The following is a 25502-nucleotide window of genomic DNA, read 5'->3' on the forward strand; positions in this document are numbered from 1 at the left end:
GCTGGTCGGACGACAGATTTCACGGTGCTATCATAACCGTATCCGCATGCACCCTGCTGCTCCCAGAACACTTTGTTACCCAACGATACCAAGCCATTCATGACGCAATCCACCCCGACCGCAGACCATCTGACCCACTTCGACGCCACCGGCCAGGCCCATATGGTCGATGTCGGCGCCAAACAGGACACGCACCGCATCGCAGTGGCCGCCGGCACCATCCGCATGCAGCCGGCCACGCTGGCCCTGATCACGTCTGGCAGCGCAAAAAAAGGCGATGTGATCGGCATCGCGCGCATCGCCGCGATCATGGCCTCCAAGCGCACGAGCGACCTGGTGCCGCTGTGTCACCCATTGCCGATCACGCGCGTGGCGGTCGATTTCGAGATTGATGCGGCGACCAACAGCGTCCATTGCCGAGCCCAGGTGGAAACCATCGGCAAGACCGGCGTCGAGATGGAAGCGCTCACTGCGGTGCAGGTCGGCTTGCTGACCGTCTACGACATGTGTAAGGCGGTCGACCGCGGCATGGTCATGACCAATGTGCGGGTGCTGGAAAAGCATGGCGGCAAGAGCGGCGACTGGACGGCGCAGCCCGAGCGCTAAAGCTCAGGAGCGTCTCCTTCCAGCGTGCTCAGTGCACTGAAGCGATCAACCTCACGGAGCGGTCAAGGTCAGCTTGCGGCCAACCTGCAATTCGCGTGGATCGTTGATGTTGTTCCACTTCGCCAGATCCCCATGCTGGATATTATTTTTCTCTGCGATGCTCCACAGGGTGTCGCCCTTGTCGACCACGTACGTGCCCTCGCCGCCGGATCCGGTCATGCCTGCAGTCGATGAGCCTGAAGCGGCTGATGACGCCGCTGGCGTGGCTTCGGTAGCAGGCGTCGCGGGCACCAGGACCGCTGCCGGGGCAGGCGCCTCGGCTGGCGCTGACGTGACCGGCGGGGTAGCGACCGGTGCGGGGGTGACCGGCGCGGGCGCATCTTTATTACATGCGACCAGCAGGGGAATACAAGCAAATGCAGTCAGTAGCGTTTTCATGTCGACCTCTATGGTTGTTGGAAAGGTATGCCTCCACATGAGGGCAAGGCACCACCGGCCGTAGCGCCGGAGCAGTGCCGAATACTCTCGAACTCTCATCATAGGCTCTATGATCAAAAAATCAAGAACTATTGTACAAATGTAGTTTGATTGCGTTTGCTCGTGGCCTGGAGCATCCCGCCAGCGCTGCCCGCGCATCCGGATGACCTCAGCCTTTCGGCAACGGCAACCCTTCCGTGATGGCCAGATGCTCCAGCGCATCTTCCATCACGACGCGCGCGCGGCCTGCCGCCATCTTCAGCCGCGCATGCAGCGCCTCGTCACCCGGATTGCGGTGGGCGCACTGGTCGCTGTAGCGCTCGAAGCTGGAAATCATCATCAGGATCTCGGACAAGTGCCGGGGACATTCGCAATCGAGGCGGATGCCAGCCGCCGTCATGATGTTGCCCAACGCTTCCTCATCGAAGCGGGGCGGCGCCACAGGCGGCAGCGGCTGCTCCTGCAGCGGCGGACGGTGGCCGGTCAGCGCCGACTGACACAGCAGCGCCAGTTCGGACAAGTCTGCCGGAATGCGCGCCACCAGGCAGCCTTGGGCGCGCAGGGCACGAATCGTGGCACTGGAACAAAAGCGGTACAGCACCACGACGGCTGCAACGCCGCTGGCCTCGCGCGCGGCGGCAATCGGCGCCAGGCCGGTATCGTCGAGTTCGGACTGTTCGATTACCAGCACATCAGCCCCGACATCGCGCGGCAACCCCAGCGCCTGTGCCAGGGTGGCGCAATGACCGCGCACGTCCAGCCCCAGTGCAGCTTGGCCGGTGGCAGCGATTCGGCGCGACAGCATGGCGCCGACCAGCAGTACGCGCGCCGGCGAGGTGGCAATCGCCCTCGCCTGACCATCCAGCCCCAGCATCGATTGCAGCTGTTCACGGTTCAAGCCGGCCAGCACGCCGATCGAATGGCCCTGATCGACCAGTTGCTTGAGCAGGCCAAGGCGCGCGACCTGTTCGGCCGAATACAGGCGCTGGCCGCGCTCAGAACGCTGCGCATCCGATAAACTGTAACGGCGCTCCCAGACCCGCAGGGTTTCTACAGGCAATCCGGCCAGGCGCGCAGCAGCACCGGTCCGGTACATGATCGGTTCATGATGGGTTCTTAATAAGGTTTCCATGATTTTCGTCCCTTGATTGAACCTTTATTATGCTACAGAAACGGTGCACACGTTAGACAAGTTGTAAAAAGAGGATTACATTGGAATCAACGCGGTTCACAACGAACTGCAATAACCACATGGAGTCATACGATGAAAAAATTTCTGATCGCACTGCCACTCGCCTTCGCCTTCGGCGCCGCCAACGCAGCAGATATCGTTGATACCGCCAAATCGGCTGGCACGTTCAATACGCTGGTCACGGCTGTCCAGGCTGCCGGCCTGACCGACACCCTGAAAGGTCCGGGCCCGTTCACCGTGTTCGCACCGACCGATGCCGCATTTGCCAAGATTCCAAAAGCCAAACTCGACGCACTGCTGAAAGACAAGGCCGCGCTGACCAAGGTGCTGACGTACCACGTGGTGCCAGGCACCGTGAAGGCAGCCGACGTCAAGCCAGGTGACGTCAAGACCGTCGAAGGCAGCGCCTTCAAGGTCAAGGTCGCCGGCGGCAAAGTCATGGTCGACAAGGCCACTGTCACCAAGACCGACATCGTCGCCGACAACGGCGTGATCCACGTCATCGACACGGTCATCATGCCAAAATAATCACAAACTTCCTGTGCGCTAGGGAACGTTAAAGCGCCCCCGCTGCCGGCATTGCCGGATAGCGGGGGCGTTGTCGTATCGGCTGGCGTGGCGCGCGTGGTACATTCCCGGCTTGCCTGCGGCACCCGGCCGCGGGACTGATCGACGAGGATGGCATGAAATTTCGTTTGATGACGGTGGCAGCGGCGACACTGGCCGCCACCACCGCAATGGCCGCGCCGCGCGGCTTCACCGTGGAAGACCTGGTCAATATGGAACGGGTCGGCAGCCCGGCCGTATCGCCGGACGCCACGCGCGTGATTTACACCGTGCGCAGCACCGACATGGAAAAGAACCGCGGCAACACCCAACTCTGGATGATCGACCTGCGCGCCGCCAAGCCGACGCCGCAGCGCCTGACCGACCATGCGTCGAGCAGCGCCGATCCGGAATGGTCGCCGTCGGGGGACGCTGTGTATTTCCTGTCCGCGCGTTCGGGCTCGTCGCAGGTATGGCGCCAGCCGGTAGCCGGCGGCGCGCCTGTCAAGGTGACCGATCTGCCGCTGGACGTCGACAACTTCCGCGTCGCACCCACGGGCGACCGCCTGGCGTTCAGCCTGGCGGTATTCCGCGACTGTGCCGACCTGGCCTGCACCAAGGCCCGGCTCGACGCGAAAGAAAAAGAAAAGGCCACCGGCAAGGTGTATGACCGCCTGTTCGCGCGCCACTGGGATACCTGGAACGACCACCGCAATGCAGTGCTGTTCTCGGCGCCGATCGGCGCAGCAGGCGCGATCACCGGCGAGCCGGTCAGCCTCTCGGGCTCGCTCGACGGCGACGTGCCCTCCAAACCGTTCGGTGACCGCGAAGAATACCGCTTCAGCCCGGACGGCAAGACGGTCGTGTTCTCGGCCCGCATCGCGGGCAAGACCGAAGCCTGGTCGACCAACTTCGACCTGTACAGCGTGCCCGCGGCAGGCGGCACCGCGCCGCGCAACCTGACGGCGGACAATCCGGCCTGGGACACCAAGGGCACGTTCTCGCCCGATGGCCGCACCCTGGCTTACCTGGCGATGGCGCGCCCCGGCTTCGAGGCCGACCGCTACCAGATCATGCTGATGGATGTGGCGACCGGCCAGAAGCGCCCGCTGGCGGCGAACTGGGATCGCTCGGCCGGCAGCCTGGTCTGGCGCGCCGATGGCAAGGCGCTGATCGTCGATGCGGAAGACGTCGGCCAGCACCGTCTGTTCTCCATCGACGTGGCCGGCGGCAAGGTCACCCCGCTGACCGACACCGGCGCCGTGGGCGCGTTCGATCTGCGCCGTGATACGCTGGTCTATACCCATGCGAACCTGTCCGCTGGCGCGCAGTTGTTCTCGATGAAGCTGGGCGCCAAGCCGAAGCAGCTGACCACGTTGAATAGCGAGCTGCTGAAGGATGTGCGCTGGGGCGAGGCCGAGCAGTTCTCGTTCGCCGGCGCCAATGGCGACACCGTCTACGGTTACGTGATGAAGCCGTGGAATGCGCAGCCAGGCCAACAATATCCGGTGGCGTTCATCGTCCACGGCGGGCCGCAAGGCAGCTTCGGCAACAGCTGGAGCTATCGCTGGAATCCGCAGACCTATGCCGGCGCAGGTTACGCGGCCGTGTTCATCGACTTCCACGGTTCGACCGGCTACGGCCAGAAGTTCACCGACTCGATCAGCAACGACTGGGGCGGCAAGCCACTGGTCGACCTGCAAAAAGGCTACGACGCCGCGGTGAAGAAGTTCCCATGGCTGGACCGCTCACGCGACTGCGCACTGGGCGCGTCGTACGGCGGCTACATGATGAACTGGATCGCCGGTAACTGGTCGGATGAGTTCAAGTGCATCGTCAATCACGACGGCGTGTTCGACACACGCGGCATGGCCTACTCGACCGAGGAGCAGTGGTTCACGGATTGGGAAAACGGCGGGCCGTACTACAAGGTGCCGGATAACCATGAGCGTTTCAATCCGGTTCATCACGTTGCGAAATGGAAGACGCCGATGCTGGTGATCCAGGGCGATCTGGATTTCCGGATTCCAACAGCGCAGGCGCTGGGGACGTTCACGGCGCTGCAGCGTCAAGGGGTCGAGAGCAAGCTGCTGGTGTTCCCGGATGAGAATCACTGGGTGCTCAAGCCGGCTAATTCGGTGCAGTGGCATCACACCGTGAATGGGTGGCTGGATCGGTTCTTGAAGGCGCAGCCAGCGAAGTAAAGCTGCAATGAAAAAAGCCCGCTGGGGAAGCGGGCTTTTTCGACTACATTAAATATTAGTCAGCAGCAGGCTCATCATCAGCACCAGCCACGCTATTTTTCTCAAACGCGCCTTTGACTGCGGCATTAGTCGAGTTCGACGCGACCTGCCAAGTGACGGCGCTAGTGCCAACATTTGGCGTAAAGATAACAGTAGTGCCACTGGTATTCGCACCAATGTCTTTCAGCGTCATGGTAATTTTGCCAGCCTCGGTAACCGTCAGACCGGAGACTTCGTTTGTTTCGGTGAAGGTTGTAAAGGCGGCGGGGTTGCTCGTCGTGTTGCAATTGGTTGCCGCGCCGTTTTCTTGAGCGCAAAGTGCAACCGCCGTCTTGTATGGGTCAACCACACCCAGAGCATTTGCCGCTTTAGCACGTGCGGTATAGTTGCTGTACTGCGGAATTGCAACAGCAGCCAGAATACCGATAATCGCAACAACGATCATCAGTTCGATCAGAGTGAAGCCGCCTTCGGCTTTTTTGCTTGGCATTTGCTTGAAGTTCATTTTAAATCTCCAGGTGGGTATTTCAAAAAGTGGACCTACGTATCTTGTGCTGCTCACTGCTACGCTTTCTTATATGCAAGCGCTGTGCCAGCCCAAAAATGGCGTAAAACGGTCGATTTTATGAACAACAAACCAACAAAACCCTGTTCCAGCACAAAAAACGGCACCTCGGATGACAAAATTTGTCAGTGCCCTACAGCAATTTTTGTCACACGCGATGCGTATCAACAAAAAGTGGCGCACCAAATAGAAAACGGGGAGCTCGCGCTCCCCGTTTTAGCTTTCGATCAATAGATCGTCAGAATTACAGCATGGCCTTCAGCAGACGCGCCATTTCCGACGGGTTCTTGGTGACGGTGATGCCGCAGGCTTCCATGATTTCCAGCTTCGCTTGCGCAGTATCTGCACCGCCCGAGATCAACGCGCCGGCGTGGCCCATGCGCTTGCCTGGTGGCGCGGTGACGCCAGCGATGAAGCCGACGACTGGCTTCTTCATGTTGTCCTTGATCCAGTAAGCCGCGTTGGCTTCGTCCGGACCACCGATTTCGCCGATCATGATGACCGCGTCGGTATCAGGATCGTCGTTGAACATCTGCATGATGTCGATGTGCTTCAGACCGTTGATCGGATCGCCGCCGATGCCGACTGCCGACGACTGGCCCAGGCCCAGTGCGGTCAGCTGTGCAACTGCTTCATACGTCAAGGTACCCGAACGCGAGACGACGCCGATGCGGCCCTTGCGGTGGATGTGACCTGGCATGATGCCGATCTTGATTTCGTCAGGGGTGATCAGGCCTGGGCAGTTAGGGCCCAGCAGCAGGGTCTTCGAACCCGACTTGGCCATACGGTCCTTGATTTCCATCATGTCACGGACTGGAATGCCTTCGGTGATGCAAATCGCCAGATCCAGCTCGGCTTCGACGGCTTCCCAGATTGCAGCGGCTGCGCCTGCTGGTGGGACGTAGATGACCGACACGTTGGCGCCGGTTTCTTTTTTCGCTTCAGCAACGGTTGCGAAAATCGGGATGCCTTCGAAATCTTCGCCGGCTTTCTTCGGGTTCACGCCAGCAACGAATGCTTCCTTGCCGTTTGCGTACTCGCGGCACATGCGGGTGTGGAACTGACCGGTCTTGCCGGTGATGCCCTGGGTGACTACTTTGGTATCTTTGTTGATCAGAATCGACATTTTTTTATTTCCTTAGCAATTAGGCTTGACCGGCAGCAGCGGCGACGACCGACTTGGCTGCGTCTTCCATCGTGTCTGCGGCGATGATTGGCAGGCCCGATTCGGCCAGCATCTTCTTGCCCAGGTCTTCGTTGGTGCCCTTCATGCGCACGACCAGCGGCACTTGCAGCGAAACGGCTTTCGATGCAGCGATCACGCCTTCGGCGATGACGTCGCAACGCATGATGCCGCCGAAGATGTTGACCAGGATGGCTTTCAGGTCAGGGTTCTTCAGCATGATCTTGAACGCTTCGGTCACTTTCTCAGCCGTGGCGCCACCGCCGACGTCGAGGAAGTTGGCTGGCTCGCCGCCGAACAGCTTGATGGTGTCCATGGTTGCCATGGCCAGGCCGGCGCCGTTCACCAGGCAGCCGATGTTGCCGTCGAGCGAGATGTAGGCCAGGTCGAATTTCGATGCTTCGACTTCCGCTGGATCTTCTTCGTCCAGATCGCGGTAAGCGACGATTTCAGGACGGCGATACAGGGCGTTCGCGTCGAAGTTGAATTTGGCGTCCAGGGCGATGATCTTGCCGCTGCCGGTGACGATCAGCGGATTGATTTCGGCCAGCGATGCATCGGTTTCCCAGTAGGCTTTGTACAGGCCCTGCAGGTTCGCGCGTGCGTCGGCGATCGAGCCGGCTGGCACACCGATCTTGGCGGCGACGTCGTCAGCCTGCTCATCGGTCAGGCCGACTTTTGGGTCGATGATGACGTTGTGGATTTTTTCCGGGTTGCTGTGCGCGACTTCTTCGATGTCCATGCCGCCTTCCGACGAGGCCATCAGCACGACTTTCTGGCTGACGCGGTCGGTGACGAGCGAGACATACAGTTCTTGTTTGATGTCGGCGCCTTCTTCGACCATCAGGCGACGGACTTTCTGGCCTTCCGGGCTGGTCTGGTGCGTGATCAGCTGCATGCCCATGATCTGGTCAGCGTATTCCTTGACCTGCTCGAGCGATTTGGCGACCTTGACGCCGCCGCCCTTGCCGCGGCCACCAGCGTGGATCTGTGCCTTGACGACCCAGACCGGACCACCCAGTTCTTCAGCAGCTTTGACAGCCTCTTCGACCGACATGCACGGAATGCCGCGCGGAACGGTCACCCCGAATTTTCGGAGGATTTCTTTGCCCTGATACTCATGGATCTTCATGCTGGCTTCCCTTCTATCTATTACTGAATTAGAAACGGTTGAACTACAAAAAAAACAAACGACGACTTAACCCGCCACGGCCTTGATGGACCAGCGCGGGTAATATTTGGCCACGGCGGGGCCGTCGCTGCGCAGGGCATGGCAACGGTCGAGCTCAAATGGACGGTCGGATGACGTGACGCCTTGCCCGCCTGGGGCATCGACGGTGTCGTCAGCAAAGGCTTGCAGCGCTGCAGTGGGCAGCACCTGGGCCAGTTCGGTCAGATGGGTGCAGCCGAGCACGCCGGACAGGCGGTCTTTCAGATGCAACCGGAAATGGTTCACGAGCGAGAGCCCGATCAACTTCTTGTAGGCAGGGCCGATGGTATCGCAAAAGCCCGGATACGGGACGGCATCGGATGCGGCTTCGGCATCGACGATGTTCAGGTCGCGGTCGATCGTGACGCGCAGCTTCAGGTCGTGCACTGGCGTGCCGCCGGGCCGTTCGCCGGAAGCAAGTTCAACAGTACGCGTTTTCACATCGCGGATGCTGGCATCAAGATCCCACATGCCATCGTCGCGCGCATAGGCATCGACTGTGATGGCGCGCGTATGCCGGAGCGAGCGCGATACGGGAAGAGACAAAGGCATAAATACCAGTGCCGTCGAGACGGCGGTTAGTGATGCAGCCGGTGTGCTAGTGCACGTCACCGCAGCTTCTGCGGCAACAACCGCTCATGCGGCGCTGCTTAAACCCGTAAAGTTTATCACAGCGTCCCGCCCGGCGCATCGCTAAAAGGGGACATCAGGGCCAGCGTCGACGGAGATACCCGGACTTGGCAGGCGCTTGACAGCGTGTTTGACGCATATGGTATGCGCATGAAGAACAGCCGGTAGTAGTCGCCATTCATGCCATGAATGGGAGATATGGGATTTTTTTCTGATTACTCCCGACATAGAAAAGCGCCAGCGTGCAGCGCCATCGCCCGTTGAGGAATATGCGTTCGCATATCGGGGATGACGCTCCACGCTGACGCCTGAGGCAGCATCGAGTTGTACCTTGTGACTGCAAGCCATCACGAGAGCATTAATTAGTCGGGAAACTCGTCGTCATCGGGCGCGCCCTGCATCGCCGCACGCGCCGCGCGCTGGGAAAACCCCCGCTGCAGCAGGAACCGCATCTGCTTGGCGCGCGCCGCTGCATCCTCGGCGACCGTGCCAAATTTGCGTTGCCAGACTTCGACCGCACGCGCGGTCTCGCTGTCGGACAGCCCGGCCTTGATGTCGACCAGGGCCTCGCCCGTTAATCCATGACTTTGCAATTCGGCCATCACACGACTGTCGCCATAACGGCTCGCTTTACGGTTGACCAGGGATTCGGCAAAGCGCTCCTGTGACAACCAGTTATTTTTTTCGAGGAAATCGAGCAGGGCATCGACGTCATCGCCCTCTTCCGCATACTTGGACAGCTTGCGGCGCAATTCGAAGCGGCTGTGTTCGCGCTGCGACAGATAGCGCAGCGCGCGGCCCTTGAGACTGAGTACGGGTGCTCGCATGGGTAACGTCAGCCCATCAGCATGGCGCCAGGCGCCGGTGGCCAGCTGCTGCCACCGCGCCCTGCGCCGAACTGATTATTCACCAACCGCCTGCAGCTTCGGCTTGTCGTCACCACCGATCGTCGGTGGCAGCTCACGCACACCCAAGGCGGTACGGACCTTGTTTTCGATCTCGCGCGCCAGGGCTGGACGGTCACGCAGGAACTGACGCGCGTTGTCTTTACCCTGACCGATACGCTCGCCGTTGTAGCTGTACCACGAGCCCGACTTCTCGACGATTTTGTTATCTGCGCCGAGATCCAGAATTTCGCCTTCACGGGACGTGCCTTCTCCATAAAGAATGTCGAAGTGCGCTTCCTTGAATGGCGGGGCGATCTTGTTCTTGACGACCTTGACCTTGGTTTCGTTACCGATCACTTCGTCACCCGACTTGATCGAGCCGGTACGACGGATGTCCAGGCGCACCGACGCGTAGAACTTCAGCGCGTTACCACCGGTGGTGGTCTCAGGGCTGCCGAACATGACGCCGATCTTCATGCGGATCTGGTTGATGAAGATGACCAGCGTGTTGGTGCGGTTGATCGAGCCGGTGAGCTTGCGCAGCGCTTGCGACATCAGGCGCGCCTGCAGGCCGGGCAGCGAGTCACCCATGTCGCCTTCGATTTCGGCGCGTGGCGTCAGGGCCGCGACCGAGTCGATGACGACCAGGTCGACACTGCCCGAGCGTACCAGCGCGTCGGTGATTTCAAGCGCCTGCTCGCCGGTATCCGGCTGCGAGATCAGCAGCTCGCTCAGGTTGATGCCGAGCTTTTGCGCGTAGGTGACGTCGAGTGCGTGCTCGGCGTCGATGAACGCGCAGGTGCCACCCAGCTTTTGCATCTGGGCGATGGTTTGCAGCGTCAGGGTGGTTTTACCCGACGATTCAGGACCGTAGATCTCGACGATACGGCCGCGCGGCAGGCCGCCGACGCCCAGCGCGATGTCCAGGCCCAGCGAGCCGGTGGAAACCGTTTGCACTTCTTCGACCGGCGTGTTCGCATCCATGCGCATCACCGAGCCCTTGCCGAACTGCTTTTCAATCTGCGCCAGGGCGGCAGCCAGCGCCTTGCCCTTATCAGCGGCGTTCAATGCGGTTTTTTTGTCGTCCATGGTGTACTTTCTGTCGTGGAGTAGGCAAGGTGTGGGCGGTCACGCGCACTTCAAGAGCCAGTACTGTATAAAAATCCAGTGGTTTTTGCAAGCGAAAAGACGTGGTTATCTTACCAACAATCGCTCGGGACTCGCATTGTGGCGGTAAATCCAACACAATGAGAACCGGTTCGATCACGCGTGTTCGATGAACAAGCGACAACGTCAATAAGAGGTGCCCCATGCGAATTCTGCTCGCCGAAGATGATAGCGTACTTGCCGATGGCCTGACGCGCTCCCTGCGCCAGTCCGGCTATGCCATCGATTGTGTCAAGAACGGCCAGGATGCCGATACCGCCCTGTCCACGCAGGAGTTCGATCTGCTCATTCTCGACCTGGGCCTGCCGAAGATGTCCGGGCTCGAAGTGCTGCGCCGCCTGCGCGCCCGCGCCTCGCTGCTGCCTGTATTGATCCTGACTGCGGCCGACTCGGTCGAGCAGCGCGTCGAGGGTCTCGACCTGGGCGCCGACGACTACATGGCCAAGCCGTTCGCGCTGTCCGAGCTCGAAGCGCGCGTGCGGGCACTGACCCGGCGCGGCGCCGGCGGCGGCGCGGCCGTCGTGCGCCATGGCCCGCTGGTCTATGACCAGGTCGGCCGCAGCGCCTACATCAACGACCAGATGCTCGATCTGTCGGCGCGCGAGCTGGGCCTGCTCGAAGTGCTGCTGGCGCGCACCGGGCGCCTCGTCTCCAAGGAGCAGCTGGTCGACCACCTGTGCGAATGGGGCGAAGAAGTATCCAACAACGCCATCGAGGTGTATGTGCACCGCCTGCGCAAGAAGATCGAGGTCGGCGGCGTGCGCATTGCCACCGTGCGCGGCCTGGGCTATTGCCTCGAGAAATTCTCCGAGGCCAGCGCAGCCGCAGCAGCCGCTGCGGCTGCGAACGACGCCCGTATCGCCACCTCCGCTGCCGACAAGTGAACGCCGGCTTCACGCCCGAGCCCACGCAGCAGCAGCACCAGTTCGAGCCGCTCTACGTTCCACCCAACCCCGAGCCGGACGAAAACATCCGTCACTCGCTGTTTGGGGAAATCCTCGACTGGATGCTCGCGCCGCTGCTGCTGCTGTGGCCGATGAGCATCGCGATCACCTATCTGGTGGCGAAATCGATCGCCAACCAGCCGTTCGACGATGCGCTCGAAGACCGGGTCACGGTGCTGGGCCAGCAGATCCGCACCGTGGACGGCAAGACGGTCGGCCAGCTGCGCACGGCCGGACGCGACATCCTGCGTGCCGACGACGTCGACAGCGTGTATTACCTGCTGGCCGGGCCGGCTGGCGAACACCTGGACGGCGACCGCGACCTGCCGCGCCCGCGCGCCAACCGCGCCGGCGAGCCGGCCCGCAGCGGCACGGTCGAATTTCGCAACGACACCATCCACGGCACACCGATCCGCGTGGCCTATGCCTACGTAAATCTCGATCCGCTGCACGAACGCACGGCATCACCGACGCCGTCGCTGGCACTGGTGCAGGTGGCCGAAACGCTCGACAAGCGCGCGCACCTGGCCAATGAAATCATCAAGGGCGTGATCCTGCCCCAGTTCATCATCCTGCCGGTGATCCTGGCGCTGGTCTGGTTCGCGCTCTCGCGCGGCCTGAGCCCGTTGGCCGAGCTGCAGCAGCGCATCCGCGCGCGGCCGCAGGACGATCTGTCGCCGATCGATCCGCGCCAGGTGCCCGAAGAAATCTCGCCGCTGGTCGGCTCGTTCAACGACATGCTCGAGCGCCTGGGCAAGACGGTGGAGATGCAGAAACGCTTCATCGCCGACGCCGCGCACCAGATGAAAACGCCGCTGGCGGGCATGCGTATGCAATCCGAACTGGCCCTGCGCGAAGTCGATCCTGCCGAGATCCACCGCTCGCTCGAGCAGCTGGCCAAGAGCTCGGAATCGGCCACGCGCCTGATCAACCAGCTGCTGGCCCTGGCGCGCGCCGAGAACCAGCCGCAGGCGGGCCTGGCGTTCGACGAGATCGACCTGGCCGCGGTGGCGCGCGAGACCGTGCAGGACTGGGTGCAGGCATCGTTCGCCCACCAGATCGACCTGGGTTTCGAGCCGCCCGCCAATGACGACGAGCGGGTGATGATCGCCGGCCAGCCGCTGATGCTGCGCGAGATGCTGTCGAACCTGATCGACAATGCGCTGCGCTATACGCCCGCTGGCGGCAGCGTGACGGTACGCGTGCGCAGCAGCGGCGAGCACGCGCTGCTCGAAGTCGAAGACACCGGCCCCGGCATCGCGCCGACCGAACGCCTGCACGTGTTCGAACGCTTCTACCGCATCTTGGGCAGCAATACCCAGGGCAGCGGCCTGGGGCTGGCGATCGTGCGCGAAATCGCGCAGCAGCACGGCGCCGACATCGACATCTTCAATAATCCACGCAGCGTGTCCCCGCGCTTTCCGGGCAGCCTGTTTCGCCTGACCTTCCCACCGCCTGTGGGTGAACCCGACCATGCCGACTGATTCCATCCCCGAACCAACTTCCGACACGATGGCGCGTGCGCGTCTGGAACAGGCCCGCGCGATCCACTGGGACCGCACGCGGCGCATGTCGCTGCTGTTGCTGGCCGTCTGGCTCGTCACGGGTTTCGGCACCGTGTTCTTCGCGCGCGAGCTGGCGCGCTTCGAGGTGTTTGGCTGGCCGCTGTCGTTCTACATGGCCGCGCAAGGCGCCGCGCTGGTGTCGCTGACGATCATTGCCATCTACGCCTGGCGCATGCGCCGGCTTGACCGCGATTACCACGCCGCGCTGGAACCTCGCCCATGAGCACGAACCCCACGCCTGGTGTGAAGCACGGCTATTTCAAGAAGCTCTCGCGCTACTACCTGTCGTACACCGGCGCCTTCGCGGTGTTCCTGGCGGCCCTCGCCCTGCTCGAGCAGGAAGGCATGCCGCGCCTGTGGATCGGCTACCTGTTCATGTTCGCCACGATCGCCCTGTACGCGATCATCGGCGTGATCTGCCGCACCTCGAACGTCACCGAATACTACGTCGCCGGCCGGCGCGTGCCGGCCATGTTCAACGGCATGGCGACGGCGGCTGACTGGATCTCGGCGGCCAGCTTCATCAGCCTGGCCGGGGGCCTGTATCTGCAGGGCTTCGACGGCCTGGCCTTCATCATGGGCTGGACCGGCGGCTTCGTGCTGGTCGCGCTGCTGATCGCGCCCTACCTGCGCAAGTTTGCGCAGTACACGGTGCCCGATTTTCTGGCGGCGCGCTACGGCGGCGGCGCGGGCGGCCGTGGCGGCCCGGTGCGGGCGCTGGCCGTGAGCGCCACCATCCTCGTCTCGTTCACGTACGTCGTGGCGCAGATCTATGCGGTCGGCCTGATCGCGTCGCGCTTTACCGGCGTCGATTTTTCAGTCGGGATTTTCCTGGGCCTGGCGAGCATCCTGGTCTGCTCGTTCCTGGGCGGGATGCGCGCCATCACCTGGACCCAGGTGGCGCAGTACATCATCCTGCTGGTCGCGTTTCTGATTCCGACCATGTGGCTGTCGGTGAAGCACGCCGACAATCCGATCCCGCAGGTGGCGTACGGATCGCTCCTGCCCAAGCTCACCGCGCGCGAAGCCGAACTGGCGAAGGACCCGCGCGAAGCCCAGGTGCGCGCCGAATTCCTGCGCCGCGCCGACGGCTACGCGGCGCGCGTGGCGGCCCTGCCCGAATCGTGGGAAGCCGGCAAGCTCGATGCCCAGCGCCAGCTGGCCGCAGCCCGCGCGCGCAACGCCTCGCTGACCGAAGTGCGCCAGGCCGAGCGCGCGCTGACCACCTACCCCAACTCGGTCGACGATGCCCGTGCGCTGTGGCTCGAACGGCGTGACGCTAACCTGGCACGGGCACGCCCGCCCGAGCCGCATGCGCAGCCGTTCCCCGGCGCCACGCCGGAAGAATCCGACGCGCGCCGCAACAATTTTCTGGCCGTGGTGTTCTGCCTGATGTTCGGCACCGCCGCCCTGCCCCACATCCTGATGCGCGCCTACACCACGCCCTCGGTGCACGAGACGCGCGTGTCGGTGTTCTGGACGCTGTTCTTCATCCTGCTGGTGTACCTGACGATTCCCGCGCTGGCCGTGCTCGCCAAGTACGACATCTATACGTCGCTCGTGGGCAGCGATTTCTCGTCGCTGCCGACCTGGATTTCATACTGGGCCAATGTCGACAAGGCCAATCCCCTGATCAGCGTGGCGGATATCAACGGTGACGGCATCGTGCAGCTGGCCGAATTTGCCATTGACGCCGACGTGCTGGTGCTGGCCACGCCCGAAATCGGCGGCCTGCCGTACGTGATCTCGGGCCTGGTCGCGGCCGGCGGCCTGGCGGCGGCGCTGTCCACGGCCGACGGCCTGCTGCTGGCCATTTCCAACGCGCTGTCGCACGACGTGTATTACAAGATGGTGGAACCGGGCGCGTCGACCCAGAAACGGGTGACGATCTCGAAGCTGCTGCTGCTGGCGGTGGCCTTCATCGCGGCGTACGCGGCGTCGCAAAAGCCAGCTGACATCCTGTCGCTGGTGGCGGCGGCGTTCTCGCTGGCCGGCTCCACACTGTTCCCGGTGCTGGTGCTGGGCGTGTTCTGGAAACGCGCCAACCACATCGGCGCCATCACTGGCATGATCACGGGCTTTGCCGTGTGCCTGTACTACATGCTGCGCGCCAGCCCGGTCCTGGGCGGCAATGCGCTGGAGACCTGGTTCGGCATCCTGCCGATGGCGGCCGGCGTGTTCGGCGTGCCGGCAGGCCTGTTGACGGTGGTCGTGGTGAGCCTGCTCACGCCGCGCCCGAGCCGCGCCAGCGCGGGCATGGTCGACTATATCCGGGCGCCCGAATGACACAGGCAGGTGGAAACTGAGGTGGGAATTGAAGAGATTTTCCCGGTGATGCAAATGCTATTCTGGGCCGCGCCAACATAGGCGAACCATACCAACACCAAGCATTTCACGGAAAACTTCATGCCTGCATTTACCCGCGTGCTGGCGAGGGCCACCTTCGCTGCACTCGTCCTCGTCGCTTCGCCACTGACCCTCGCACAAACCCCGCCAGCACCGCCGCCTGTCTCGGCTTTCTTCGGCAACGCGCCTTTTGGCGACGCCAGGCTCTCGCCCAGCGGACGCCATCTGGCCGTGCGCGCCAGCGCGCCGGGCAAGCGCGACTTTTTGACGGTCATCGACCTAGAGACCAACAGCGCCAAGATCGTCGCCCATTACAACGACGCCGATGTCCGCAATTTCTACTGGATCAACGACCGGCGCCTGGTGTTCGACACGCATGACAAAGGCGTCGGTCCGGGCGACCAGCGCTTCATGCCCGGCATGTACGCGGTCGACTTCGACGGCGGCCGTTTCATTGAACTGGCCAGCCGTAATCTCGTCAACAAGAGCACCGGCACGCGCATCGTGCGCCGGCTGCTGCCACCATCGAGCGAGATGGCGGGCAACACCCCGTGGGTCGATTCGGATGACACCTACGCGCTGGCGGCGGTCGGCGACACCCGCAATGAACTGAGCCATATCGACCTGCTCCAGGTGAACACGGTGTCGGGCCAATACAAGACAGTGCCGCGCCCCGGCGCCACGCGCGGCTGGCTGCTCGATCACAAGGGCGAGCCGCGCCTGGCGATCACCTACAAGGACCTGACCACGACGCTGCAATATCTCGACCCGGTCACCAACAAATGGCGCGAACTGACCAGCTTCCCGACCTTTAAGGAAACCGCCGCGACGATTGAACCGGTGGCATTCGGGCCGACCGGCACGCTGTTCGTGACGGCGCGCGGCAAGGCCGGAACGACCGCCATGCACACGTTCGATGTGAACACCGGCAAGCTCGACCCGCAACCGCTGCTGTCGGCGCCCGGCTACGATATCGACGGTGAGCTGGTGATCAACCGCGATAAGGTGCTGGGCATGCAGTTCCGTACCGATGCGGTATCGAATGAATGGTTCGACGCCGGCATGAAGGCGATCCAGCAGGATGTCGACAAGCTGCTCCCGACGACGGTCAACCTGATGTCGGTGCCGGCCCGGGGTGACTCGCCCCTGCTCGTGGTCACCGCCTATTCGGACGTGGTCGCACCGGTGTTTTTCTTGTACAACAGCAAAACCAAGTCGCTGAACAAGGTCGGCGAAGCACGGCCAGGCATCGATCCGACGCAGATGGGGCGCCAGCAGTTCTTGCGCTACAAGGCGCGCGATGGCCTGGACATTCCGGCCCTGCTCACCCTGCCACCGGGCGCCAGGCGCACCGGCCTGCCGCTGGTGGTGATGGTCCATGGCGGCCCCTGGGTGCGCGGCAAATCCTGGGGCTGGGCCCCCGACTCGCAATTTCTGGCCACGCGCGGCTATGCCGTGCTCGAACCCGAATTTCGTGGCAGCACGGGTTTCGGGTCCAGGCATGAGCGTGCCGGCTACAAGCAATGGGGCCTGGCCATGCAGAACGACATCGCCGACGGTGTACGCTGGGCTGTCGACAAGGGGCTGGTCGACCCCAAGCGCGTCTGCATCGCTGGCGCCAGTTACGGCGGCTATTCGACGCTGATGGGACTCGTCAACGATCCGGACATGTTCCGCTGCGGTATCAGCTTTGTCGGCGTGACCGACATTGGCCTGTTGTTTGACAATGGCGCGCATTTCAGCAGCGACACGTCACGCGACGTCAAGCAGCACAGCCTGCCGGAACGGATCGGCGACCCGGTCAAGGATGTCGACCAGTTCAAGGCCACGTCACCGCTGCAGCAGGCGGCGCGCATCACCCAGCCGCTGCTGCTGGCCTACGGCGGCGTCGACCGGCGCGTGCCGATCAACCATGGCACCGCGCTGCGCAACGCCGTCATGCGCACTAACAAGCAGGTGGAATGGATCGAGTACCCGGAAGAAGGCCACGGCTGGGCGCTGGAAAAGAACCGCATCGATTTCTGGGGGCGGGTCGAGAAGTTCCTCGACAAGAATATCGGTAGCGGGGCGGTGCGCTGACATCGCGGTGGTTGACTAGAGCACCACGACCAGGTCGATTTTCAGTCCCGGGATCCCGTCCGGCGCATACACCGCCAGCACGCCTGCCTCCAGCGCCTTGTCGTACAGGGGATGTTTGGTGGACAGCGAAAAATAGTAGGTGTTGGGCCGCACCGGGATCGCCGGGGGCACTTGCGGCATGTGCGCGATCGGTATGCCTGGCAATGCTGACCCGATAATACTTTCCATATTCTCGGGCGCAGCGACCTTGAGCCGGATCGGTACCGTCGCTACCAGATCAAGGCCCGCCATATCGGCAGTGATCGCCAGATAAAGCTGGCTTTGTTTCGTGACCTTGGCCGGATCCAGGATCGCCTGCGAGAACGTGCGCCGGCTCTTGTCTGCCACGAACGGGATAATGAGGTAGTTGGTGCCGATCGCCGTATCGACCAGATCGCGCAGCAACGCGTCGAGCTCGGCGAATGCCTCGCCCATCGCCTCGTGGCGGTAGGCGGGCAGGTCGGCTGTCTTGTAGCGATCGGAAAACGTCATCAGTCCGCCCGCGGCGGCAAGCATTTGCCGGAACATCACCTCGGGATGAAACCCGGGCGACCTGGCGCAGTGCATCAGAAGCGCATTGGCCGTGCTCAGGATGTTGAGCATCCACCACGACGAGATATCGCCCGCACCGGCTTCGTACATGCTGTTGTTCGTCATGCGGTGCGTGCGCTGGAGCGATTCGATCTTCGTCGTGATCACACTGCTCAAGCCATCGAGCATGCGCACCAGGCCTGGGGCTGCGCCCACCGTGACGCTCGGCGGAATGAACTCCGGTACCAGCTCGAAACCCCCTTCCGCTACCCGCCGCAGCCGCACCACCGGGATGCTGGCACGCGCCCCATGCGGCTCGGCCTGCAGCAACAGCCGCACTTGTTTTTTAAGGAAAGGCACCTCGATCGCCAGCGCATCACTGAACAGGTCAGTGGTATCCAGGTCGCAACGCACGTAACGGCTGTTGTCGTCGGCATTGCCCCCATGCGGCTTGACCAGAGCCAGGGCTGCGTAGAACGTGAATGATTCTTCCTCTGGCGGCAGGCGTGTGAGATCGACCGGCTCGGGCAGCAGGTCGGCGCCAGGCGCTTCGACGATGTCTCCGTCGGGATAGATGAGCGACATCGTGTTCGCGCTCAGGCGGTTGTGTCCCAATCCGTCCACATTCCACGTCACCTTGCACACACCCCAACAGTACGGATTGAGGGCCGAAGCGATGCGCTGGAGCCGGGTTTCGTGATAGAGATCCTGACGCTGAAAGTGCTGCGGGCCCAGCGTCAAGCCTTCCGACCACAGGACCTTCGATGTTGCATTCATGGTTCCTCCCATTGAAGTTTCGCTGGACACATTCTGGGAAGGATGGCGTTGCGCCTGAAGCGCGATATTGATTTCGCGCAGCCAGGCATCGTATCGATCAGCCAGTGCATTCCCTTGTGACCGCGCAACATTGCCGGGATTCACGATCCGACAATGGCTGCCGTGGGTGTTGTCCTGCTTTGACGAGAGGAGCGCAATGCGCGGCTTTACTTCCGGTCTGTTCGACCGCCTGGACGACACTGGTGAACCCCCATCGGGTAACCGGCGCGACGCCCATGCGCGCTCTGTCGAGCATGCGCTGCGCAGTGTCACGCGTGATCTGCAGGCGCTGCTCAATACCCGCTGCGGCGTGCACCAGGCGTCGTTCAGCCCGCTCCCGGCGGTATCGGGCTCCATCCTGAACTATGGCCTGATCGACTTCGCCGGCATGTGCATGAACAGCGATACGGACCAGCAGGAAATCTGCAAGGCCGTCCAGTTGGCCATCCAGCGCCATGAACCCCGGCTGCACAAGGTCCTCGTGTCACTGCGGGGCGCCAAGAGCGCCAGGGGCACCATCAACCGCGTGGAATTCGTGATCACTGCGCAGCTGAAACATGCGTCGATGCCCGAGGCGATGTCGTTCAATGCGGTATTTCGCCCCTCGCTCCAGCAGTATTCGATCGAAGGTGCCAACTAGAGGGCGCAAGCGCTGATCCCATGGACGAATTGTTGACAAAGTACGAGCGCGAGCTCGTCATTCTCAGGTCGCTGTGCAGGGAATATGCGCAGCGCTATCCCAAGGTTGCCGCCAGGCTGCAAATGGGTGGCGATACCTGCGACGATCCGCATGTCGAACGCCTGATACAAAGCACGGCCCTGCTCAGCGCGCGCGTGTCGAAGCGACTGGACGATTCGTACCCCGAATTCACTGAGGCCCTGCTCAACCTGCTCTATCCCCACTATCTGCGCCCGTTTCCGTCCTGCGCAATCGTGCGCGTTTCCAGCGCACTCGATCGCCCGGATGCGATCCCTGCCATGCCGCGCGGGACGTTGCTGGAATCGAAGCCAATACATGGTGTGGCATGCCGCTTCAAGACCATCCACGACGTCAAGCCGTCGCCTGTCGCACTACGCGCCGCACGTTTCGAGACCGTCATCCAGGCGCCGGTCGCAACACGCCTGCCGGACGACGTCACATCGTCGCTGACGCTGACATTCGGCGCCGCCGGATGGGGGCCGCTGCCGGCGCCGGACACGGCGACCGTGCTGCGCGTGTATGCCGATGGCGATACCTCGTTCTGCGCCACGCTGCGCGATGCGCTCTTCATGCACACGGTGGCAGCGTACGTCCAGATTGACGATGACGGCCCGTGGGAGCGGTTACCTTGCATACCGATCGCACCGGCTGGATTTGCTCCTGACGATGCCCTGATTCCGTTCGACGCCCGCTCGCATGGGGCTTACCGCATTCTTGCCGAATATTTTGCCTTCCCCGAGAAGTTCAATTTTTTCGACATCGATATTGCCATGCTGCTGGCACGCTTACCTGCCGGCTGCGCCAGTGTCACGTTACGTCTGGGCCTTGCCGGCATCCGCCCCGACGCCGACAAGGCGCGCATGCTCGCCGGCCTGTCGACACAGCATCTGGTGCAAGGTTGCACGCCTGTCGTCAATCTGTTCCAGCAGCCTGGCGTACCGATCACGTACGACCAGCGCGCGGCCGACTACACCCTTCTGGCGCACGCCAATTTTCCGCAGGCATATGAGGTGTATTCGGTCGATGCGGTACACCTCGTGCGCCAGAACGGCAACGACACGTCGGTCACGGCGTTCCAGCCGTTCTATGCGCTTCGGCACGGCGCACAATGCGCCAGCGAGCATGGACGCTACTGGTTCCTGCGGCACGACGAGACGCTTGCCTTGTGCAGTCCGGGCCATGAAACATCGATTACGCTCGTCGGCGCCGATTGCGACCCGTTCGAGATCGAGAGAAATATCCTGTCGGTTGAACTGAGCTGCACGAACCGCGATCTGCCCTGCTCACTGGCCATCGGTGCGCCTGAAGGCGACCTGTTCATCCCCGGCGCAACGCGCAACGCAGCGATCCGCATGGTGCGCAGGCCAACCCGCCCTGCCCGCTTGACGAATGACGCAGGCATGCACTGGCGCCTGATCTCGCACCTGGCGCTGAACCATCATTCCCTGATGGACGAAGGTGTTCACGGCCTGCGCGAAATGCTGTCCCTGTACGACCTGGCCTCGTCGTCCGTCTCGCGTCGGCAAATCCGCGGCATCATCGCACTCGACCAGCAGGACACCACGGCCTGGATCAGGCACAGGAACGGCACATCGCTGGTGCACGGGCTTGAAGTGCGCGTCACGCTCGACGAAGAAGCGTATGCCGGCGCCGGCCTGCACCTGTTCGTCCAGGTGCTGGACCAGTTCTTCGCGCTGTACGTGCAGCTGAACAGCTTCGTCGAACTCGTCGCCCTCTCGCATCAAAGCGGAAAGGAGCTGATCCGATGCGCCCCACGAAGCGGAAGCATGAGCCTTCTGTAATGGCCCTGCTCCTGGCTGAACCATACCGGTTCAGCTTCACCCAGCTGGTCAGCATCCTGCTAAGCGCGCTGCAGCGCCATGGCATCGGCCGCGAGCGCGCGTTGCGCACCGTGCTGTCGTTTCGCAACAGCCTGTCGCTGTCGTTTCCTGCCAGCGAAGTCGAAGCGCTTGACGTCGAGCCGGCAACACAGGATCCACTTGGCGCGCTGCGCTCGGGAACATTGCGCCACGTTCGGATCACGCCTGCATTCATCGGCCTGCTCGGCGCCAGTGGCACCCTGCCAGTGCACGATACCGAACGGATCGCAGCGCGCAAGTCGCTTGGAGACGATGCCAGCCAGCGCGAACTGCTCGACGTCATGTCGACCCGGTTGATCGGCCTGTTTTATGAAGCGTCGGTCAAGTACCGGGTCGAACACGACCTGGCCATCGGCGACGGGGACCGGTTGTTGCCGATGTTGACTGCCTTGGCAGGCACATGCCCGCCAAGGGCCGCAAGCGTCAGACAACCAGACAGGCACGTCAGACAGGACACTGCAGCCTGTTTCGCCGGGCTGCTGCGCACCCGCCCGGTGGCGGCCGGCACGGTCGAACAGGTGTTGAGCAGCTATTTCGACGTGCCGGTCAGACTCGAACAATTCGTCGGCTGCTGGGATGCGATTCCCGAAAACCGGCGCAGCACATTGGGCGTCACCAGGCCCGAGCTCGGCATCAGCACGGCGCTGGGCACACGTCTGTGGCGGCATGACATCTGCGCGCGTCTGCATGTCGGGCCACTGGACGAAGCGCAAGCGCGCAGTTTTCTTCCCGGTGGCACGGCGCTGGCGGCACTGCGGGAAATGACAAGAATGTTTGCAGTGCCGACCTTGCACTACGAACTACGCTTGCTGCTTGCACCGCCTGCCATCAAGCCGCTCACGCTGAGAACGAGGACGCCGTCGCGTCAGCTTGGCTGGAATACGTTTCTTACCGCGACACCAGGCGTCACGGATCGTCCCGACGTCCGGTTGATGCTGCAGACCCCGATGACTCGAAAAAGAGACAGACAGGAAGACGGCGACGTGGCTTAAAAAACGGCGTTGATGCCAGTCAATTGAGGCTGCGTGACGGCGGGCTAACGTGGTCGCTGACCATGTCGATTATTTCAACTGCGGCCGTGCAGCGGCCATCGGGAGCAACGCAATGGGCGAGAGCCAGACCATCGCAGCCGGCGCCGCACTATCGGCATTTCGCGGTAACGCGCAGCACAACCGGCTGATGCGACTGGACTTTCCTTTCGAGGACGGCCCGCCCGCGATTTTGCTGCCAAATAAACTGGTCGCCCACGAGGAAGTCTCACGCGGATTCCGGTTCGAGGTCGACGTCCTGTCGGACGACCCGCGCATTCCGCTCAAGATGCTGATGGGCCGGCTGGTCACGATTTCGCTGGTGCGCCAGGACGGCTCGCTGCGTTACTTTAACGGGTATATCACGCAGCTGTCTTTCTTGCGCGCCGATGGCGGCTTTGCCTTTTACCGGATGGTGCTTGAGCCCTGGCTAGCCTTCGCGCGACTGCGAAAGGACAACGTGTCGTTCCATGGCAAGAGCGTGCAGCAAATCACCGAAGAAACGCTCAAGCACTACCGCCAGGCCGACTGGCACATGCATGTGTTTGAAGAAGATCCGCCACTGACCGTTGCCAATCAATATAACGAGACCGACTACAACCACCTGCACCGCCGTTGGGAAGCGCGGGGCATGCATTACTGGTACGAGCACCGCTTCGATGGTCACAAGCTCATGCTCTCCGACAAGAGCTTCCATAACGAGCCGATCGACGCCACCAGCTATGAGGACGTGGACGTCATCGCGTTTCACGACAAAAGCGGCTCGCTCGAAGATGACGGCATTCACCTGTGGAGTGCGAGCCGGCGCCTCGGCGCCGGCACGACCACGCTGGCCAGCGCCGACTACAAGAATCCCGGCGCGCAGCGCGCCACCGGCTATTCCGCCAACCGGCAAGGCGACATATTTGCTTACGAAGTGTACGAAGACAGCGGCGCCTACGGCTTTCGCATGCGCAGCGATGGCGAACGGCTCGCAACGCAGCGCATGGTGGAGCAGGACAAGGATACGCAGACGTTCGATGCCACCAGCAATGCCCGCAGCGTCCAGCCCGGGCGCACCTTCAAACTCGGCGGGCATTTCAGCGCCGAGCCGCGCTCGCTGGACTACGACCCCGAACCGCGCCGCGGTATTGGTGACCGCAGCTACCTGATACTGTCTGTCGAGCACGAAGCAACCAACAACTACCAGGCCGGCGCAGGCGCCCCGTCGCACTACGAGAACCGGTTCACCTGCATCAACAGGGACATCCGCTGGCGGCCGGGTCGCGACTTCAACAGCGAGCCAGGCGCCTACATGGGCTTGCACACGGCGACGGTCGTCGGTCCGGCTGGCGCCGACATCCACACCGATGGCTTCGGCCGGGTCAAGCTGCAATTTCACTGGGACCGGCTGGGCCAGCACGACGAGAACAGCTCGCCATGGATTCGGGTGCTGAGCCCGGCTGCAGGGAAGGAGTTTGGGCACATCCGCCTGCCGCGCGTCGGCGAAGAAGTCGCCGTTGTCTATCCGAACGGGAACATCGACCATCCACTGATACTGGGCGCGCTCTACAACGGCACGCACATGCCGCCATGGGCGCTGCCGGCGCAATCGGCCCTGGCAGGCTTGCGCAGCCGCGAGCTCGGTGGTGGTGGTGCACGTGGCAATCACCTGGTTCTGGATGACACGAAGGAGATGATCCAGGCGCAGCTGAAAAGCGATCACCAGTGCAGTCAGCTGTCACTCGGGCATATCACGCGGATCGAGGACAACGCCGGGCGCAAGGATGCACGTGGGGAAGGCTGGGAACTGCGTACGGACGGGCATGGCGTCGCACGGGCAGCCAAGGGGCTGTTGATCACGACCGAGGCGAGGCAGGCGGCGCGTGGGGCGATCAAGGATATGGATGAGACGATTAAACGACTCGACGCCGCGCACAAACTGCACGATGCGCAAGCGACAGCAGCAATGGAAGGGATGGCGCAGGAAAGCAGCCAACAGGACATCATTGCCGATGCACTCGGGGCACAGAACGACGTAGTACGCGGCGCTGGTAAAGAATTCCCGGAGCTGGCCCAACCTCACCTTGTACTGGCCAGCCCGGCGGGCATCGAGACGACCACGGCGCAATCAACCCACATTGCCAGTGCCCAGCACACGGCGCTGACCGCTGGTCGCAGTGTGTCGATCGCAACTGGCGAGAGCCTGTTTGCAAGCATCAGGCAAACGCTGCGCCTGTTCGTTCACAAGGCCGGCATGAAGTTGATTGCAGCATCCGGAAAAATCACGGTCCAGGCGCATGACGACGACATTCAGGTCATCGCCAACAAGGTCCTGTCGCTGATCAGCCAGGCCGATTGGGTCGACATCAAGGGACGAAAAGGCGTGCGCCTTCACGGCACCGAATGCATGGTTGAAATCACCGACCGCTTGCAGGTCTTTGCACCCAAGCCGGCACTGTTTCACGGCAACCTCGAAACGCTCCCTCCACAAAACCGTCCGCATCCGTCAACCGAGCACAAGATCAATATTGCAGAGCCGACGACGCCGGAAGACCCGAAGCAGCTGGTCTTCACTTTGCTGACGCATTCCAAAAATGGCCGTCCATTTGCCAACGTCCCTTACTCGCTTCTGAAGAACGGGACGAAAGTCGAAGATGGCATCACTGACGATCTCGGTCAGATCGCCGTCGAGCACAAGACGGGAACCAGGGACTATCAGGTTGAACTTCCAAACGGCGAGATCTATGACCTTTCTGCGGTGCCCGAATTCGCGCCGCCTCAGGCACCGGAGTATCTGGAACAGTCGCTTTCCAATAAGGGCGCACGGGCGCTCGATGGCTCGACTGACAGCCGCAAGCATCTCTGACGACCAACGCAACCGTTTCC

Annotated in this window: 21 protein-coding genes; 12 read left to right on the plus strand and 9 right to left on the minus strand. The window is 62.3% G+C overall.

Annotated elements, in window-relative coordinates; genetic code table 11:
- The first annotated feature begins 99 nt into the window (after positions 1-99).
- Complete coding sequence (moaC, locus tag AC56LW_RS17995; protein WP_499636541.1) at positions 100-606, plus strand: cyclic pyranopterin monophosphate synthase MoaC; 507 nt, start codon at positions 100-102, stop codon at positions 604-606.
- A 51-nt stretch (positions 607-657) separates the two neighbouring features.
- Here the strand turns inward: moaC and AC56LW_RS18000 are convergent, their stop codons facing one another.
- Both AC56LW_RS18000 and AC56LW_RS18005 read right to left on the minus strand, forming a co-directional pair.
- Positions 658-1044, minus strand: coding sequence for a LysM peptidoglycan-binding domain-containing protein (locus tag AC56LW_RS18000; RefSeq protein WP_499636543.1), 387 nt, complete (start codon positions 1042-1044; stop codon positions 658-660).
- A gap of 208 nt (positions 1045-1252) precedes the next feature.
- Positions 1253-2215: a MerR family transcriptional regulator gene (locus tag AC56LW_RS18005; RefSeq protein WP_499636545.1), complete on the minus strand. Its 963-nt coding sequence runs from the start codon at positions 2213-2215 to the stop codon at positions 1253-1255.
- Positions 2216-2347: 132 nt separating this feature from the next.
- On the opposite strand from AC56LW_RS18005, the gene AC56LW_RS18010 reads away from it, so the two are divergent.
- Positions 2348-2803, plus strand: a complete 456-nt coding sequence (locus AC56LW_RS18010; protein WP_183556134.1) for a fasciclin domain-containing protein — start codon at positions 2348-2350, stop codon at positions 2801-2803.
- Between the two features lie 155 nt (positions 2804-2958).
- Positions 2959-5025 (plus strand): S9 family peptidase, encoded by a 2067-nt coding sequence (locus AC56LW_RS18015; protein WP_499636548.1) that lies wholly within the window; start codon positions 2959-2961, stop codon positions 5023-5025.
- Between the two features lie 55 nt (positions 5026-5080).
- On the opposite strand, the gene AC56LW_RS18020 is transcribed toward AC56LW_RS18015, so the two are convergent.
- The 6 genes from AC56LW_RS18020 to recA all read right to left on the minus strand — a co-directional run bounded on the left by AC56LW_RS18020 (position 5081) and on the right by recA (position 10628).
- A complete protein-coding gene (locus tag AC56LW_RS18020) occupies positions 5081-5569 on the minus strand; it encodes a pilin (RefSeq protein ID WP_499636550.1) in 489 nt (162 codons plus the stop codon).
- Positions 5570-5873: 304 nt separating this feature from the next.
- Positions 5874-6755 (minus strand): succinate--CoA ligase subunit alpha, encoded by an 882-nt coding sequence (gene sucD / locus AC56LW_RS18025; protein WP_343026256.1) that lies wholly within the window; start codon positions 6753-6755, stop codon positions 5874-5876.
- 19 nt (positions 6756-6774) lie between these two features.
- On the minus strand, positions 6775-7944 hold the full coding sequence (gene sucC / locus AC56LW_RS18030; RefSeq protein WP_183556131.1) for an ADP-forming succinate--CoA ligase subunit beta: 1170 nt from the start codon (positions 7942-7944) through the stop codon (positions 6775-6777).
- Between the two features lie 66 nt (positions 7945-8010).
- On the minus strand, positions 8011-8574 hold the full coding sequence (locus tag AC56LW_RS18035) for a DUF2889 domain-containing protein (RefSeq protein WP_332532788.1): 564 nt from the start codon (positions 8572-8574) through the stop codon (positions 8011-8013).
- A gap of 440 nt (positions 8575-9014) precedes the next feature.
- On the minus strand, positions 9015-9479 hold the full coding sequence (recX, locus tag AC56LW_RS18040) for a recombination regulator RecX (RefSeq protein WP_332532787.1): 465 nt from the start codon (positions 9477-9479) through the stop codon (positions 9015-9017).
- Positions 9480-9554: 75 nt separating this feature from the next.
- On the minus strand, positions 9555-10628 hold the full coding sequence (recA, locus tag AC56LW_RS18045; RefSeq protein WP_183556129.1) for a recombinase RecA: 1074 nt from the start codon (positions 10626-10628) through the stop codon (positions 9555-9557).
- Between the two features lie 221 nt (positions 10629-10849).
- Here recA and AC56LW_RS18050 point away from each other — a divergent pair, with 221 nt between their 5' ends.
- From AC56LW_RS18050 to AC56LW_RS18070, 5 genes are all read left to right on the plus strand, one after another.
- Complete coding sequence (locus tag AC56LW_RS18050) at positions 10850-11590, plus strand: response regulator (protein WP_332532786.1); 741 nt, start codon at positions 10850-10852, stop codon at positions 11588-11590.
- Positions 11587-13134, plus strand: coding sequence for a sensor histidine kinase (locus AC56LW_RS18055; protein ID WP_499636552.1), 1548 nt, complete (start codon positions 11587-11589; stop codon positions 13132-13134). Before AC56LW_RS18050 ends, AC56LW_RS18055 begins: the two co-directional genes overlap by 4 nt.
- Complete coding sequence (locus AC56LW_RS18060) at positions 13124-13438, plus strand: DUF4212 domain-containing protein (protein ID WP_499636553.1); 315 nt, start codon at positions 13124-13126, stop codon at positions 13436-13438. Before AC56LW_RS18055 ends, AC56LW_RS18060 begins: the two co-directional genes overlap by 11 nt.
- Positions 13435-15501, plus strand: coding sequence for a sodium:solute symporter family protein (locus AC56LW_RS18065; protein ID WP_499636555.1), 2067 nt, complete (start codon positions 13435-13437; stop codon positions 15499-15501). Before AC56LW_RS18060 ends, AC56LW_RS18065 begins: the two co-directional genes overlap by 4 nt.
- Positions 15502-15621: 120 nt before the next feature.
- Positions 15622-17640 (plus strand): alpha/beta hydrolase family protein, encoded by a 2019-nt coding sequence (locus AC56LW_RS18070; RefSeq protein ID WP_499636557.1) that lies wholly within the window; start codon positions 15622-15624, stop codon positions 17638-17640.
- Positions 17641-17655: 15 nt separating this feature from the next.
- Here the strand turns inward: AC56LW_RS18070 and tssK are convergent, their stop codons facing one another.
- Positions 17656-19131: a type VI secretion system baseplate subunit TssK gene (gene tssK / locus AC56LW_RS18075; protein WP_499636559.1), complete on the minus strand. Its 1476-nt coding sequence runs from the start codon at positions 19129-19131 to the stop codon at positions 17656-17658.
- Positions 19132-19183: 52 nt separating this feature from the next.
- Between tssK and tssE the strand changes: the two genes are divergently transcribed.
- From tssE to AC56LW_RS18095, 4 genes are read left to right on the plus strand one after another with little or no spacing between them, the layout of a single operon-like run.
- Complete coding sequence (gene tssE, locus AC56LW_RS18080) at positions 19184-19666, plus strand: type VI secretion system baseplate subunit TssE (RefSeq protein WP_499636561.1); 483 nt, start codon at positions 19184-19186, stop codon at positions 19664-19666.
- Between the two features lie 20 nt (positions 19667-19686).
- Positions 19687-21528 carry a type VI secretion system baseplate subunit TssF gene (gene tssF, locus AC56LW_RS18085; protein ID WP_499636563.1) on the plus strand — a complete coding sequence of 614 codons (1842 nt, stop codon included), beginning with the start codon at positions 19687-19689 and terminating at the stop codon, positions 21526-21528.
- Positions 21528-22598, plus strand: a complete 1071-nt coding sequence (gene tssG, locus AC56LW_RS18090) for a type VI secretion system baseplate subunit TssG (protein ID WP_499636565.1) — start codon at positions 21528-21530, stop codon at positions 22596-22598. Before tssF ends, tssG begins: the two co-directional genes overlap by 1 nt.
- 49 nt (positions 22599-22647) lie before the next feature.
- The gene (locus AC56LW_RS18095; RefSeq protein ID WP_499636567.1) at positions 22648-25482 is read left to right on the plus strand and encodes a type VI secretion system Vgr family protein; all 2835 of its coding nucleotides are present in this window, start codon (positions 22648-22650) and stop codon (positions 25480-25482) included.
- The last annotated feature ends 20 nt before the right edge of the window (positions 25483-25502 follow it).

The organism is Telluria sp. LT2P80 (genome assembly GCF_059685955.1).

What these genes read in the sequence shown, in the direction of transcription:
- recA (WP_183556129.1), bottom strand. Translation starts at nt 10,628, where the DNA reads ATGGACGACAAAAAAACCGCATTGAACGCCGCTGATAAGGGCAAGGCG.
- AC56LW_RS18020 (WP_499636550.1), bottom strand. Translation starts at nt 5,569, where the DNA reads ATGAACTTCAAGCAAATGCCAAGCAAAAAAGCCGAAGGCGGCTTCACT.
- tssE (WP_499636561.1), top strand. Translation starts at nt 19,184, where the DNA reads ATGCGCGGCTTTACTTCCGGTCTGTTCGACCGCCTGGACGACACTGGT.
- AC56LW_RS18000 (WP_499636543.1), bottom strand. Translation starts at nt 1,044, where the DNA reads ATGAAAACGCTACTGACTGCATTTGCTTGTATTCCCCTGCTGGTCGCA.
- AC56LW_RS18010 (WP_183556134.1), top strand. Translation starts at nt 2,348, where the DNA reads ATGAAAAAATTTCTGATCGCACTGCCACTCGCCTTCGCCTTCGGCGCC.
- AC56LW_RS18050 (WP_332532786.1), top strand. Translation starts at nt 10,850, where the DNA reads ATGCGAATTCTGCTCGCCGAAGATGATAGCGTACTTGCCGATGGCCTG.
- moaC (WP_499636541.1), top strand. Translation starts at nt 100, where the DNA reads ATGACGCAATCCACCCCGACCGCAGACCATCTGACCCACTTCGACGCC.
- tssG (WP_499636565.1), top strand. Translation starts at nt 21,528, where the DNA reads ATGGCCCTGCTCCTGGCTGAACCATACCGGTTCAGCTTCACCCAGCTG.
- AC56LW_RS18065 (WP_499636555.1), top strand. Translation starts at nt 13,435, where the DNA reads ATGAGCACGAACCCCACGCCTGGTGTGAAGCACGGCTATTTCAAGAAG.
- recX (WP_332532787.1), bottom strand. Translation starts at nt 9,479, where the DNA reads ATGCGAGCACCCGTACTCAGTCTCAAGGGCCGCGCGCTGCGCTATCTG.
- tssF (WP_499636563.1), top strand. Translation starts at nt 19,687, where the DNA reads ATGGACGAATTGTTGACAAAGTACGAGCGCGAGCTCGTCATTCTCAGG.
- AC56LW_RS18060 (WP_499636553.1), top strand. Translation starts at nt 13,124, where the DNA reads ATGCCGACTGATTCCATCCCCGAACCAACTTCCGACACGATGGCGCGT.
- sucC (WP_183556131.1), bottom strand. Translation starts at nt 7,944, where the DNA reads ATGAAGATCCATGAGTATCAGGGCAAAGAAATCCTCCGAAAATTCGGG.
- sucD (WP_343026256.1), bottom strand. Translation starts at nt 6,755, where the DNA reads ATGTCGATTCTGATCAACAAAGATACCAAAGTAGTCACCCAGGGCATC.
- AC56LW_RS18070 (WP_499636557.1), top strand. Translation starts at nt 15,622, where the DNA reads ATGCCTGCATTTACCCGCGTGCTGGCGAGGGCCACCTTCGCTGCACTC.
- AC56LW_RS18005 (WP_499636545.1), bottom strand. Translation starts at nt 2,215, where the DNA reads ATGGAAACCTTATTAAGAACCCATCATGAACCGATCATGTACCGGACC.
- AC56LW_RS18035 (WP_332532788.1), bottom strand. Translation starts at nt 8,574, where the DNA reads ATGCCTTTGTCTCTTCCCGTATCGCGCTCGCTCCGGCATACGCGCGCC.
- AC56LW_RS18015 (WP_499636548.1), top strand. Translation starts at nt 2,959, where the DNA reads ATGAAATTTCGTTTGATGACGGTGGCAGCGGCGACACTGGCCGCCACC.